Origin of the sequence: Dolichospermum sp. FACHB-1250, from assembly GCF_014696335.1 — a bacterium.
In the GTDB taxonomy this organism is placed as follows: domain Bacteria; phylum Cyanobacteriota; class Cyanobacteriia; order Cyanobacteriales; family Nostocaceae; genus Dolichospermum; species Dolichospermum planctonicum.
In genome coordinates this window covers 1-13,910 of record NZ_JACJPZ010000078.1, presented here as the reverse complement: position 1 = coordinate 13,910, position 13,910 = coordinate 1, and the positions used below count along the sequence as shown (strand labels likewise).

General features: G+C 39.2%; 9 protein-coding genes and 2 pseudogenes. 2 read left to right on the top strand and 9 right to left on the bottom strand.

Annotated elements, in window-relative coordinates; all coding sequences use genetic code 11:
• Nucleotides 1-233: pseudogene (locus H6F39_RS19100) on the bottom strand (addiction module component); the annotation flags it as partial.
• Between the two features lie 291 nt (nt 234-524).
• On the opposite strand from H6F39_RS19100, the gene H6F39_RS19095 reads away from it, so the two are divergent.
• On the top strand, nt 525-1,874 hold the full coding sequence (locus tag H6F39_RS19095; protein ID WP_137909456.1) for an N-acetylmuramoyl-L-alanine amidase: 1,350 nt from the start codon (nt 525-527) through the stop codon (nt 1,872-1,874).
• Between the two features lie 143 nt (nt 1,875-2,017).
• Nucleotides 2,018-2,677, top strand: a complete 660-nt coding sequence (locus H6F39_RS19090) for a rhomboid family intramembrane serine protease (protein ID WP_137909455.1) — start codon at nt 2,018-2,020, stop codon at nt 2,675-2,677.
• Between the two features lie 88 nt (nt 2,678-2,765).
• Here the strand turns inward: H6F39_RS19090 and H6F39_RS19085 are convergent, their stop codons facing one another.
• The 8 genes and pseudogenes from H6F39_RS19085 to H6F39_RS19050 all read right to left on the bottom strand — a co-directional run bounded on the left by H6F39_RS19085 (nt 2,766) and on the right by H6F39_RS19050 (nt 12,332).
• On the bottom strand, nt 2,766-5,363 hold the full coding sequence (locus H6F39_RS19085; protein WP_242028674.1) for a chloride channel protein: 2,598 nt from the start codon (nt 5,361-5,363) through the stop codon (nt 2,766-2,768).
• A gap of 172 nt (nt 5,364-5,535) precedes the next feature.
• Complete coding sequence (locus H6F39_RS19080) at nt 5,536-6,849, bottom strand: TldD/PmbA family protein (RefSeq protein ID WP_137909453.1); 1,314 nt, start codon at nt 6,847-6,849, stop codon at nt 5,536-5,538.
• A 111-nt stretch (nt 6,850-6,960) separates the two neighbouring features.
• Nucleotides 6,961-7,818 (bottom strand): Tab2/Atab2 family RNA-binding protein, encoded by an 858-nt coding sequence (locus tag H6F39_RS19075; protein WP_370539409.1) that lies wholly within the window; start codon nt 7,816-7,818, stop codon nt 6,961-6,963.
• 121 nt (nt 7,819-7,939) lie between these two features.
• Nucleotides 7,940-8,626, bottom strand: coding sequence for a uracil-DNA glycosylase family protein (locus tag H6F39_RS19070; protein WP_137909460.1), 687 nt, complete (start codon nt 8,624-8,626; stop codon nt 7,940-7,942).
• A gap of 229 nt (nt 8,627-8,855) precedes the next feature.
• Nucleotides 8,856-9,155 (bottom strand): annotated as a pseudogene (locus H6F39_RS19065) (hypothetical protein); the annotation flags it as partial.
• A 110-nt stretch (nt 9,156-9,265) separates the two neighbouring features.
• On the bottom strand, nt 9,266-10,489 hold the full coding sequence (locus H6F39_RS19060; RefSeq protein ID WP_190397232.1) for an MFS transporter: 1,224 nt from the start codon (nt 10,487-10,489) through the stop codon (nt 9,266-9,268).
• A gap of 44 nt (nt 10,490-10,533) precedes the next feature.
• Nucleotides 10,534-11,508, bottom strand: coding sequence for a glycosyltransferase family 2 protein (locus H6F39_RS19055; RefSeq protein ID WP_137909450.1), 975 nt, complete (start codon nt 11,506-11,508; stop codon nt 10,534-10,536).
• 122 nt (nt 11,509-11,630) lie between these two features.
• Nucleotides 11,631-12,332 (bottom strand): C40 family peptidase, encoded by a 702-nt coding sequence (locus H6F39_RS19050; protein WP_137909449.1) that lies wholly within the window; start codon nt 12,330-12,332, stop codon nt 11,631-11,633.
• Between the last annotated feature and the right edge of the window lie 1,578 nt (nt 12,333-13,910).

Here is a 13,910-nt window from a genome sequence, read left to right as displayed (position 1 = left end):
AATTTAGCAGGTAATTGGTACTTGTCTTTAGATGTGCGTAGCTGTTTGTCAATTTCAAATTTAGAAATACCCCAAGCCTTTAAAGAGCCGAACTCATTCCACAAGTCAGAGCGTAGTTGTCCTAAACGCAAAGCAATTAAATCAAGTTCGTTAGATTTCCAAGTATTTAGTTTTTTAGTCCCTAAAATGGCGATTCTGGTAACGGTTAACTGATTTTTAACTTTGAGTTTCATGGTCTAGACTGCACTACCTTCTATTAAATCACATGGGCTACTATTTGGCTCATAAATATTTTGTTCTTCGGCTATTTTTTCCCTAAGTCAGCCCCCTCAAGCGGTTGTCTTGGGGTGATAGTCGAATTGCTTATAAACTTGTTCTGGAGTTAGGTATTTCATCTTGGGTTTAAATACGATTAACCCCAATATACTACGTTATTTTGAGATTAAATCCCAAGACTGTTAAAACCTACCGTAATATGGGGTAAAATAGCAATTGCTGGGACTTAATAACGGAAATAGGTAAAAATGGGACGTATTTTTATTTCTGCTGCCCATGGTGGCATAGAATCCGGTAAAAATGATCCTGGAGCGATCGCTGGTGGGACGACGGAAGCAAAGGAAATGATTCTTTTGCGGGATTTGGTGGTGACAGAACTCCGCAGCCGTAATTTAGAAGTTTTAGCCGTTCCTGATGATTTAAGTGCCGCTAAAACTATAGTTTGGATTAATGCCCGCGCTAATGTCAAGGATGTGGCGCTAGAAATTCAAGCTAATGCTGCTAGTAGTCCCTCTGTCCGGGGCGCAAGTGTATTCTATATTGCCAAAAATCAGCAACGTCAACAAAATGCGGAACTATTATTGAAGGGACTTTTAGTCCGTGTCCCCCAATTACCGAGTCGCGGAGTTAAACCAGATACAGATAGCGGCTTGGGTAAGTTACAGTTTTGTCGTCAAACTACGATACCAGCTTTATTACTACAGGTTGGTTTTTTAAGCAGTCCTGAAGACCGCGCTTTGTTGCAAAGTCGTCGTCGTGATTTTGCTGTGGGAATTGCTGAGGGATTAGCTGCTTGGAATCAGGTAAATGATCCTAAACAAGCAACTCCTCAAACCAATTATAATAATATAAATATCAATATTAATGGACAAAATTACTCGGAACAAGGATTATTAATTAATGGTAATTCTTATATTCCCATTGATTTAGTAGATCGTTTACGGGTTGATGTTTCAAAGCTCTCTAATTTGCGCCGGATTACCTATCGTCAAATAGTTTACATCAAAGCAATTGAACTGCGAGAGTCTCATGTTTCCGTTGATTGGGATGGTGCTAACTGTGTTGTGAAATTACGCTCAATTTTACCAGTTTGTTTGGGACAAATTGAGCAAATTATCTCCAATGGTAATACATCAGAAGTACAGCTACAACTATTTCTAAAAAACAATAATGAAAGCGCTCTGATCCAGTTTCCTGATCTTCCTAAACTATATCGAGAAGAAGCAAATATTGAGGGAGTAAATTATGATATTGCTTTTTGCCAAATGTGTTTAGAAACTGGATTTTTGCGCTTTGGTACTGATATTAAACCCCAGCAAAATAACTTTGCTGGTTTAGGTGCTGTTGGTGGTGGGTCTCAAGGAGCTTCATTTCCTAGTGCGAGGATTGGTGTGAGAGCGCATATTCAACATTTGAAAGCTTATGCTAGTTTAGAACCTTTGGTACAGGAACAAGTAGACCCTAGATTTCGCTTTGTTACCAGAGGTGTTGCTCCGTCAATTAATCAATTATCGGGACGCTGGTCCGCAGATTTGGACTATGGAACTAAAATCACATCCATTATCCGTAGACTCTATGAATCAGCAAATATTTTGTAACATTGGTCATTAGTGACGTATCTTATACGTGGGTGCGTGACGCTGGCGTTAACACACCCTACTGTTCTGTTCCCTGTTCCCTGTTTCCTATTCCCTCTGATTAAGCGTTATAGTGCTATTAGTGATTATTAGGAACGACATTTGTGTTTCCCCTCTATGATGAAAATCCGACCCGAATTACCCCATATTTTACCTATGGGTTGATTGGAATGAATGTTCTAGTTTTTCTCCATGAAGTAAGTTTATCAAATACACAACTAGAACAGTTCTTCCAATTGTATGCTGTCATACCTCAACAATTAACTACTAACTGGAGTGGTGAATGGACAACCTTATTTACTTCTCAATTTTTACATGGAGGTTGGTGGCACTTAATATCAAATATGGTCTATCTTTGGGTTTTTGGTAATAATATTGAAGACCGTTTAGGACATTTAAAATATCTATTTTTTTATTTAACTTGCGGTGCATTGGCTGCTTTATGTCAATGGTTTATTGGTATCAACTCGATTATTCCTTCCTTGGGGGCAAGTGGAGCTATTTCTGGTGTTTTAGGTGCATATTTAATCTGGTTTCCTCGCGCCAGAATTACCACTTTAATCTTTTTAGGTTTTTTTATCACTACAATTAATGTTCCTGCATTGGTAATTATTGGGATTTTCTTTCTCCAAAATCTGATTTCTGGTTTTGCTAGTCTGCAAACAGCAGCTAACATGAGTGTAGAAACCGGGGGAGTTGCTTATTGGGCGCACCTTGGTGGTTTTATTGTGGGCATGATTTTTGCTGTTTGGCATAGGGAATAGTAATATATTAGTAGGGTGGGTCAGATATCAAAATCTGTTACTCAAACTCTTACTCTTCGCGCTTTTGCGTGAAAGAAATTCATGTTTTCTATTCCCGAATAGCACTACTAACCAAAATTACCGTACTATTAACACCTGAAGCTATTGCTTCAGGAATATTACCTTGAATTGCTTGTTGTAATAATCCCTCACGGGAAGCACCTAAAATCACAATATCAAAATCTTCAGCTTTGACTAACTCAATGACTCCAGCCGCCACAGAGTTAGCTTGTAAAGATGCGGCGACAATGGTACTATGTAAATTGCGGTGACGCATTAATTGACGGGTAGATTCTTCTAAAACCGTCATATCTGGTGTAAGTTCTCCAGGTTTCACCACCTGAGTTAAACGAATTTCTGTTTTATTTCCCAATGTGACTAAAGATGGTAATAATTTAATGGCTATGGGTGCATTTGGTCCCCCGGCCATGGGAATTAACCACCGTTTCAATTGCTCAAGGGAATGGAAATTATCACCTAATTTCACCAAAACAACATCACAGTTAGCTTGACGAATAATGGTATCTACCACATTACCAAAAATCCGTCCTGGGGTGGATGTATTTCCTTTCCAACCCATGAAAATTAAATCTATATGTCTTTCCTTGGTAGTTTCTAAAATTGCTTGGGCGACATCATGGGCGACACGAATTTGGGTATGAATGGGAATATGCTGTTTTTTGGCTAAACTTTCTGCTTGTCGGAGTAAGCGACGACTTTTTGTAGTGTTGACTGGGGTTTCTGTTGGGGAAATGTGACGAGATACCAAAATGATTTGTAAACATTCTATTTCATAATGGCGATCGCGGGCAATAGCCGCAGCCATTTCTAATAAAGTGACGGCGGTTTCTGGGTTAGCAATGGTGACTAATAATCTACCTCTGCCAATACTGGGGGATCTTGTTTGGTAAACTAAATAAGAAGGTTCTACTATAGGACTTCTCACCCCATTTTCCCCATTTAAATGTTCTGCTTCTGCACGAATAATATCAGCACGGGTAATAATCCCAATTAATTTTTTTCCTTCTACTACAGGTAAACGACTAATTTTATATCTATCTAATAAATAGAGAACATGACTGAGGCTATTTGTGGGTGTGACTGTCACTGGTTGAGGTGTCATAATCTCTTTTAAAAGAGTCTCATTTGGTGAGAGATGATTACGGATTTTCTGTAAATCTGTTTGGGAAATTAATCCTACTAATTTATTATTTTCTACCACAGGAAATCCCCGATGATGGGAACGAGAAAAAGCCTTAATCACCTCATCTCCTGTCATGTTTGCTTCTAAGGTTTCCACTATCCGCTGCATGACATCCTGGGCTGTTAATTGTGTTAATATGCCTTCATTTACATTATCTTTCTTAATAACAATGCCATTTAATTTTAACAGTTTATCATAAAGTGAACCGGGAAAAACTTTATCAGAAACTAAATAAGATGTTACAGATACCACCATTAAAGGTAATACTAAATTAAAATCTGTGGTCATTTCAAAAACAATGACAATTGCGGTTATGGGGACTTTGGAAACCGCACTAAAAAATCCCCCCATTCCTGCTAATGCGTAGGTGGTAGGTGAACCAATGCCAAATATTTGCAATTCACAGACACCAATAATATGCCCTAAACAAGAACCTAAAATTAAACTGGGGGCAAATATTCCTCCGGGCGCGCCTGAACCAAAGGCAATTAATGTTAAGATAAATTGGGCGATAAAGGCAATTCCTGCTACGGGAATATTTGCTTCACCAGTGATCATAAACTCTCGCAAACCTGTATTATCTCGAAAATGTTCAGGAAGTAAAGCAATAATCAAACCAGAAGCGAAACCAGCTAAAGCCACTCGTAAAGGTAAACTAATATGTAAACGGCGATAAATTTGAATACTAAAAATTAATCCCTTACTAAATAAAGCTGCTAATAAACCGATGAAAATTCCCAAAATTAATAAAATAGGAATTTCTAATAGGGAAAAAGTGCTAGAATGGTCAATTAGTTTTAAGTCTAATTGCAAACTACCGCCACCCAACCACCGGGAAATTACACCTCCAATAAAGGAAGCAATAATAGCCGTTCCTAAAGTTAAACCGGATAAATCTTGTAATAACTCTTCAATAATAAATAATACCCCTGCTAAAGGTGCATTAAAAGCCGCCGCTAAACCGGCCCCAGCACCCGCTGCTATCATTTGTCTCCGGTGGTCTGGGGAGGTGGGAACTAAACGACTCATTCCTGCTGCTAAACCTGCACCCACTTGGACTGTAGGACCTTGTCTTCCCAAGGTTAAGCCCGAACCCAAGGAAATCACGGCGCTAATTAACTTGACAAAAGCTACTCTCCATGATAATGTAATTGGTACATTAGCTAAAGCTGCCTTAACTTGGGGAATACCACTACCAGATGCCTCCGGCGCTAACCTTTGCACTAACCAACCGGAGAGAAAACCCAAACTAATACCAATAACTGGTAGAGCGATCAATGGTGGTAATATGTGGCTTGTATGTACCCTCCATGTTCCCAACCACCCTGAACCCTGTTTGAGTAATACCGCAGATAAAGCAGCCACTATCCCAATTATAGAGGCTTCTGCCATCGCTAAACCCTTTCTAGGTTGCCAAAAGTGGCGAAGGCGCTGGGTTAGCATTACCAGGGAAATCATAAATTTGGATTTTGAATTTTAAATTTTAAGTTTTAATTATATAGGGGTCGGGGACACTTTTTTAAGCATTATACAAATTAAATGCAGTATGGCTTAATCATACATAGGTTGGGTGGCGTTGTCGCTTCACCCAATCTATAAACTACAAACTCTTGTCCTAACTATTTTTCCCAGTAGTAGAAAGTCCTTCTACTATTAGGGATGGTGTATAACAAGAACCATTCCAATCTGCGTCCCCACCGAGTTCTAGCACTTGTTTGAGGGCTGTGTAAACATTTCCTGCTACCATCGTATCCTTGACCCGTCCAATTATTTGACCGTTTTTTACCCGATATCCTAAGTCAACATTAATAGAAAAATCACCAGATAGTCCGCTACAACTACCTAACATTTGATCGATAATTAAGCCATCATCCATCTTTCTAATCAAGTCTAATAGGGAAAGATTACCGGGTTGAATCAGGAAGTTAAATAGCCCAGGTGTGGGATAACTACTTAAACCAGGACGAAAACCATTACCAGTGCTACCGCTGTTTAATTTTTTTCCCGTAGTGCGATCGCTATAAAAATTCCGTAAAATTCCATTTTCGATAAATATTAATGACTGGGTAGGTTGACCTTCATCATCAAAGGGACAGCTATAGGGACCTGCTGCTGGGTTTTGGTAAAGGGTAAGGGTGGGTGCAATTACTGGTTTAGCTAACCTATCAACCCAGGGAGAAGATTTTTCTAGGATGTGTTTACCATTCAAAGCTGCTTGCACAGTTCCCCACAGCATATCTGCTGCTTTGGAAGTGAACAAGACAGGACAACGACCACTGGGACTAGAAATATTTTCTCTAGCCCAATTTAAGCGCTGTAAAATTTGACTGGCTACTTTCTGTGGGTTGAGTTGATTCCGTTGGGTTTGGCCATCAGCAACATTAAGAAAATCATCACCTCTGACCCATTCCGCTGACATATAGCAGCTAAGTGTGGTGTCAGTGTAATGAGAGTCTAAACCTTGGCTGTTGATCAGTCTGGTGTTTTCTATATCACACTCCCAGTCACTATGACAAAGAACATCTGGATAGACATCACGAATCAAAGCGATCGCCTCTTTACCCCAATTAATCAACATTTCGACGGATACAGATGTGCCTAAATCCGGGTAATATTGCCCGCTATGACTCCCTAATTCTACTGCTTCTGGTGGATTTAAGCGACTCAGTGCCAAAGATTTCTCCACCATAGTCTGGGGATCAACATCGCCATAAGCTACGGTCAAACCGGGACAACCATCCCGCCATAGCCGCAGGGCTGTACCTTCAGATTGACTGGTTTCTATTTGTTTGAGACGGTTGGCCTCAAAAAAAACCGGTCGAGAAAGCGATCTTGATTGGTACACCTCCGCCGCCTCAGCACCAGATTTGAAGGCAAGTTCTAGTAACTGTTCCGCTAGTGTATCTTGTAACAAATTTACAGAACCCATGTCCTTTTATGAATTATGGATTTTGGATATAAGCCGCTTAATCGTCGCTCCTGATTATCCCATTAGCGTGTCATCAAAAGTTACAGTTTTTTTATCTCCTTTCCTGTTCCCTTAGGGCAAATTGACTTCTTGTAACAGCCAAAATCCCTCAAAGGACTGGGCTTGAGCATCGGACTGGACTCCGATAAAATGGACTCCATTGGCTTGTTCTTTGGCTACAGCAAAGCCTTGTGCTTCCTTGAGGAGTTGAGGAGTGCGGATATTAGCCACAATCCAACTTTCCGTGGCCCCAGTTTCTAAAATCAATCTGTTGCCACTACTGGTATCAAATCGCAAATAAGCCATTTCTAAACCAGACATCCAAGCGGCTATTGGTAAAGCCCTGGGTGAGAAAATCAAAATCCCTGGAATGCGTGTTTCTGGGGACAATTGCGCCAATTCTAGGGGAAATGCTTCACCAAAGCCTATTTCCCAATCTGGCATATCAGTAAAATCACTCGCCTGTAATGTCACAAAATTCCATTGTTTCCCTTCTAAGGCATCTGGTAAACGCTGGGGTAAAGGTCTATCTAAACGCACCGAAGGATTAGTCACTCCCTGATATCCCGGTTGTTGGGGGTAAACTTCTGCCATGCGCTGCTGTATCCATTGATTAAGAACTAAGGTACGACGACTCGGTGCGGCGGGTATTCCCACGTCTTCGCAGGATTTTGTAATCATGTTATTCATTTGGCGACGGAAAAAGCGGATTTTGGTAGGTGCTGTACCCGCTTTCTCTATAGCTTCCTGTATTGCGGTCCGCAACCAACCAGAATTTACCTGGGTACTAGGGCAGTATTTAGCATAGCGAAATAGAGTATCTGTCGGTGTACCAATATCTACCGGACTTTCACAAACTAACATTTCCCAGACTTTTTTCTGGTTTTCGTCCAAAATTGGACGGGAGTAAAAATCAAGTTCCCAGTACATTTTTCTCTGGCTGCCCATGTTTTAATAGTAAAAATCTGATGATTTAAATATTTTGATTTTCTAACTTTACCAAGTTACAGGAGTATTGACGAGTTAAAGATGGTAATTGGTGATGTAATGCTTAATTTTTGTCTTTTGTTTTGATTTCATCCAGCTTATCACGGACTGTCTGTATATCTTGCCACATTAGCCATTTAGGCGCTCCCTGTTCCCGCGAAGGGTTACGCAATAAGTAGGAGGGATGAAAAATCGGCATACATAAACGTCCTTCCCATTCTAGCCATTGACCACGAATTTTGGTAATAGGTCGTTTGTCGCCAATTACACTTTTAACTGAAGTTGCACCTGTGAGTAAAATAATTTTTGGGTTAACTAAGCGAATTTGCTCCCATAAATAGGGTTTACAAGCCGCTATTTCATCCCCGGTAGGTACACGATTTTCCGGTGGTCTACACTTACAAATATTAGCTATATATATATCTGTATCTGTACTTAATTTAACTGATGCTAAGATATTTTCTAGTAATTGTCCTGATCTACCGACGAATGGTAAACCTGTTTCGTCTTCGTTTTTTCCCGGCGCTTCCCCGATAATCATAATTTTGGCTTGGGGGTTACCACGGCCAACTACAACATGAGTCCGGTTTGCTGCTAATGGACAACGGTGACAGTGATGACAGTCTTTTTCTAATTCTCCCATATTCTCATAATTTCCGGGGACAATGGGAATTTGTCCATGGAGAGGAATTAGCGATTGCTGGTTCAAGCTAGAGTTATCAAAGAGACTTAGTTGAGTTTCGTGCTGCATGGAATTTGGGATAGTCACTGGTAACTCCAGTGGGTTGAGGCCGAATATTATTATTTATCTTACAGCAGTAGGTTGGCGTTAAAAATTGTCGTTATGACAAGGGAACTCCTAACTGGGAACTTTACTTTTCGTTACTTATGTCGGTTTTTTTCTGTTCACTTACTGAGAACGTTTGTAGAGACGTGACCTGGGTAGGGATTTTCGGCTCTACATTCTTTTTCATCAGAGGTCTATTGATGGGAACTTTTGTCTGCCATACTTGCTCAAATTCTGCTTGAGTAATTTCAAATTCTTGTATATCTAGTATATCTATTTTCTGATCACACAACATCCCATAATCGTCCAGGAAGTGGCTATGATCATAAAATAAAACATTCCCATTTTCATAGACTTCTATTTGTCTGAGAGGATATAAAGTATTTCCAATCTCCATGAAGTATGTACTAGTACCCCAATCATCAAATTCACCACCTAGGGATACATCCCAGACCCATTTATAATATTTTTTTGTTTCTTGTTTTGGAGACATAATAAATTTAATCCAGCCAGTAATTTTCCTCTAATAATAAGTTGCTATTTGTTCCCTATTCCCTATTCCCTGTTACCTGTTCTCCAGGGTTCAATTTCCCATCCGTTGAATTATTTTACAGCATAGACATCTTGATGACGACCAAAGGCAAAACTTAGAGATTCCGGTATATTGCGGCTAGACTGGGTCAAGAAAATTACAATTGCCAGAACTGTTAGACCCGTGGTTAAACCAAACATACTGCGATAACCGCACGTTTCGGCTAATGTTCCAAAAACCGCACCTGCTATAGCTAAACCTATATCAAATCCCATTAAAGAAGTACCAAATATCCTACCTCGTTCGTGGGGTAAGGTTCTATCTGTCATTAATACGGAAATCATGGGAATTAGTGTCCCAGAAGCAGCACCTTCCATTAATGCTCCTAATAAGAACATTAAAGAGTTATTTGCTTGCCATACGCAGATGAGAGAGAGAGTATAAGCTATCAAACTCATAGTGACAAATAAACCACGTCCATATTGATCTGAGGCTTTCCCAGTAAATAATCTACAACTAAAACTGGAAATGGCGGCCACGGAGAAAAATAAACCTGGATTTAAATCCACTCCTGTTGATTTGATGAATAGGGAGATGAAAGTATGTAAACTACCTAAAGTCAAACCACTCAATAATAAGACTAGAGCCGGAATCCGCACGCGAGGACTAGTTAGTATTTGCCAAAAGTTATCATTTTTGCTGTTAATTGGTTTGATGGCCATAGGTGGGTTGACAATGGGGATAATAGATAGTAAACCTAAACATCCTAAAGCCGCAGATGAGAGGAATAATGGGGTATAACCAGCGGTTGCTTGTAAAAATCCACCTATGGCTGGACCTATGCCCACACCTAAAGGACTTACCAAACTCATGTAACCGACTACTTCCCCCCGACGGTGTTCTGGTGCTAAATCTGCCACTAAGGCAGTGTAAGCTGTGGCAAAAGCAGCAATACTAATACCATGAAAGGCACGAATCAACATTAGGGGAATGACTGATTTTACCACTAAATATCCTAAAGGCGCGATCGCTACCACAAACATCCCTATCAGTAAGACTATTTTGCAGCCTCGGTTATCAGCTAAAGCGCCCATTGATGGTCTAACTAGTAGTACACCAATAGCAAAGCTACCCATAACAATGCCAATTTCCTGTTTACTCGCACCAATATGTTCAATATATAAGGGTAAGGTCGGCAATAATGAGGCTAAACCTGACCAAAAAAACAAACCTGCGGCAAATAACATGAGCAGGTTTTTCCGCAGTTCAGCGTCAAAAGTATCAAAAGCTTTCACGGCAGATGCAATAATCCTAAAAGTGTTATTTTCCTATTGTTACGTTACTTAACATTTTTTGCCACAACTTCCCGCACACGATAGATAGGCCTTCCCTGAGATTCATGATATGTCCGCATTAACAACTCTGCCAAAAGACCGAAACAAAACAACTGTACACCAGTTACTAGCAACAAAACCGCCAAAATCAACAAAGGACGATTACCGATATCTACATGGAAAACCAATTTGACGAAAGTTAAATATATACCTATTCCCCCACCAGAAACCATAGAAATTAACCCTAACAGTCCAAAGACGTGCATAGGACGGGTGAGGAACTTTTTCATAAATAGAATAGTTAATAAATCCATTAATACCCGAAATGTCCTTGATATCCCATACTTACTCTGTCCAAACCGCCGCGCATGATGACGCACAGGGACTTCAGTAATTCTCGCCCCTTCGATATATGCTAATGCGGGTAAGAAGCGGTGTAATTCCCCATAAAGATTCATATCCGCCACTAATTCAGCCCGATAAGCTTTGAGAGAACAACCATAATCATGAATATAAACGCTAGTAGCACCACGAATTAGCCAATTGGCGATTTTAGAAGGAAGTAGGCGATTTAATGCCCCATCTTGGCGATTTTGCCGCCAACCACTGACTAAATCATAACCCTCATCCAGCTTTGTAATTAACATGGGGATATCAGCCGGATCATTTTGCAAATCAGCATCTAAAGTCACAATTACCTTGGCCTTAGCATAATTAAAACCAGCAGACATGGCCGCAGTTTGTCCATAGTTACGACGCAATATCACCACTTTTATATCAGTACGAATTTGTGCCTGTTCTTTGAGAAATTCCGCTGAACCATCACTAGAACCATCATCTACACAAATAATTTCATAGTTCAATTTACTAGCTGTGAGAGTGGAAGAAATTGCTTTTAGTAATAAAGGTAGACTTTCTACTTCATCTTTAATTGGTATAACTACGGATACATCTAAAATTGGTGATTGATGATTAGTCATTTTTTATAGCTGATAATTGATTTGATATTTATTTGATATAAATCCGTTTCCATAATTGATTCTCATCTTTTTGATCTATATGTCACTAAAACGCCTCTGGGTAGTCGGAAAATACAGTTTATCTATCCATGACCAGGATAACTTTTGATTACTCTACCAGCACCGCGCAATTGTTGATAATAGCACTGACTAACTTTGTCTCCTTGTTCCGAAAGCTGGTCAATACCAATACCATTCCGGCCTTGATCTTTTCCCGAACTGTGAATATAATAACCATCACCTAAATATAAACCCACGTGAGTCGCTTTTTTTGAAGTACCAAAAAATATTAGATCTCCTAATTTTAATTCCGTCATATCAACTATTTGAGTAAAAGCCTCCTGTTGATAAGCATCTCTTGGTAGCCAAACACCTACAGATTTAAAAGCGGCTTGCATGAAACCAGAACAATCATAATTAGGTGCAACTGTGCCACCCCAAAGATAATAATTATCTTGTTCCTTTGCGGCTTGAGTAAAAGCAATAATGTCGGTTATGCGTTGTTGAATTTCTGCTGCCCAGATCAACTGGGGTTGATATAATGTTTGAGTCGCTTGCATAAACTGCAAATCTTCCCTAGACAACCATCCCGGATAGTCGTCTTCACATAAACAGACTTCAACTGCTTGATGATGATGATTTGATGTTATTTGTAAATGTCGTCCCGTTGCAGCTTGAGTTGCTAACCGGACACATTCAGGAGAGTCATAGACATTGAGGTTAGTTGTACATTGATATTCATTTGTCAGGGAATAGGGAATTTGTGAATTTAGATTTAAGGACATGGGTAATATGATGATTTTTTGTATAAATGTTCTCTGTATCAGGATTATCTTCTCTACATTATTTAATTTACCATTAATGTCATATCTAATAATTTTGGACTTCATTAGACTGGGAAACGCTATATACAAATTAAATGCAGATAATTTCTTGACCTGAACATATCCCATCAGTTACAAGATATATTTTAAATAATCTTTTTTAAGTCCTTTTTTCTTGGTGTGCTTTGAGTTTATAGTTTTATTTATCACTGCGTATGAATGAGTTAACCATAAATCATAATTAAAACTTATCATTATAGGATAATACTTTTAATATTCATAACTTAGGAAAATTCAACTTTAGATTTTCTTAACAATTAATTGAGAATTATTTTTATTTAGGAACGAGCTTGCAATACTTTCGGCGATTTGCTAGAATTATTGAGAATTTCATAATTGGGTTAATATTGTCAATTTCGTACCTTGCTCAAAAGATGATTTTCAGAAGTCTTTATTTATAGTCGTTTCAGAGATCAATTTTCAAAAAAATACAAAACTTTACAAATTAGCAGTGGTTTAAAAGAGTAAATTGGGGAAAAATTATTCAGCAAATCATGTACTTTAATTGGTAGAACAAATATACTATTGACAAATATAGTAACTTATGGTATGTAAGGTGTGTTAGCGATTAGTAACGCACCATTTTATCAAATCGTTGAAATTGTTTAATGTGAGGTTATTAATAATTGAATCTTGATCATATCGCATCAATCACAGGATTATTTAAAGATAATGTAGAGACGTTTGTCAACTGTCAACTGTCAACTGTCAACTGTCAACTGTTCCCTTATATAGCGAACTGCTTGCAGCAGCGCTTCGCTATCGCTATGTTTCACATAAAGTCTTTCCCCATGGTGCGTTACTAGTCGCTAACACACCCTACTTTTAAAATTTCAGATAGTTCTTCCTTATCAAGTTCAGGATAACATTTTTAAAATCCTTTGTCAATACCTAAAAAGCAAATTTTTCGCGGTTTTTTGCGTTTTGTTGGCTGTTCCCTGTCAACTGTCAACTGTCAACTGTCAACTGTCAACTGTCAACTGTCAACTGTCAACTGTTCCCTTATATAGCGAACTGCTTGCAGCAGCGCTTCGCTATCGCTATGTTTCACATAAAGTCTTTCCCCATGGTGCGTTACTAGTCGCTAACACACCCTACTTTTAAAATTTCAGATAGTTCTTCCTTATCAAGTTCAGGATAACATTTTTAAAATCCTTTGTCAATACCTAAAAAGCAAATTTTTCGCGGTTTTTTGCGTTTTGTCAACTGTCAACTGTCAACTGTCAACTGTCAACTGTCAACTGTCAACTGTCAACTGTCAACTGTCAACTGTCAACTGTCAACTGTCAACTGTCAACTGTTCCCTGTCAACTGTCAACTGTCAACTGTCAACTGTTCCCTGTCAACTGTCAACTGTCAACTGTCAACTGTCAACTGTCAACTGTCAACTGTCAACTGTCAACTGTCAACTGTCAACTGTCAACTGTCAACTGTCAACTGTCAACTGTCAACTGTCAACTGTCAACTGTCAACTGTCAA

Excerpts from the sequence above, each read along its gene's own strand:
- H6F39_RS19080 (WP_137909453.1), bottom strand. The coding sequence starts at position 6,849 with ATGGGTTCTGTAAATTTGTTACAAGATACACTAGCGGAACAGTTACTA.
- H6F39_RS19055 (WP_137909450.1), bottom strand. The coding sequence starts at position 11,508 with ATGACTAATCATCAATCACCAATTTTAGATGTATCCGTAGTTATACCA.
- H6F39_RS19050 (WP_137909449.1), bottom strand. The coding sequence starts at position 12,332 with ATGTCCTTAAATCTAAATTCACAAATTCCCTATTCCCTGACAAATGAA.
- H6F39_RS19095 (WP_137909456.1), top strand. The coding sequence starts at position 525 with ATGGGACGTATTTTTATTTCTGCTGCCCATGGTGGCATAGAATCCGGT.
- H6F39_RS19085 (WP_242028674.1), bottom strand. The coding sequence starts at position 5,363 with ATGCTAACCCAGCGCCTTCGCCACTTTTGGCAACCTAGAAAGGGTTTA.
- H6F39_RS19075 (WP_370539409.1), bottom strand. The coding sequence starts at position 7,818 with ATGTACTGGGAACTTGATTTTTACTCCCGTCCAATTTTGGACGAAAAC.
- H6F39_RS19070 (WP_137909460.1), bottom strand. The coding sequence starts at position 8,626 with ATGCAGCACGAAACTCAACTAAGTCTCTTTGATAACTCTAGCTTGAAC.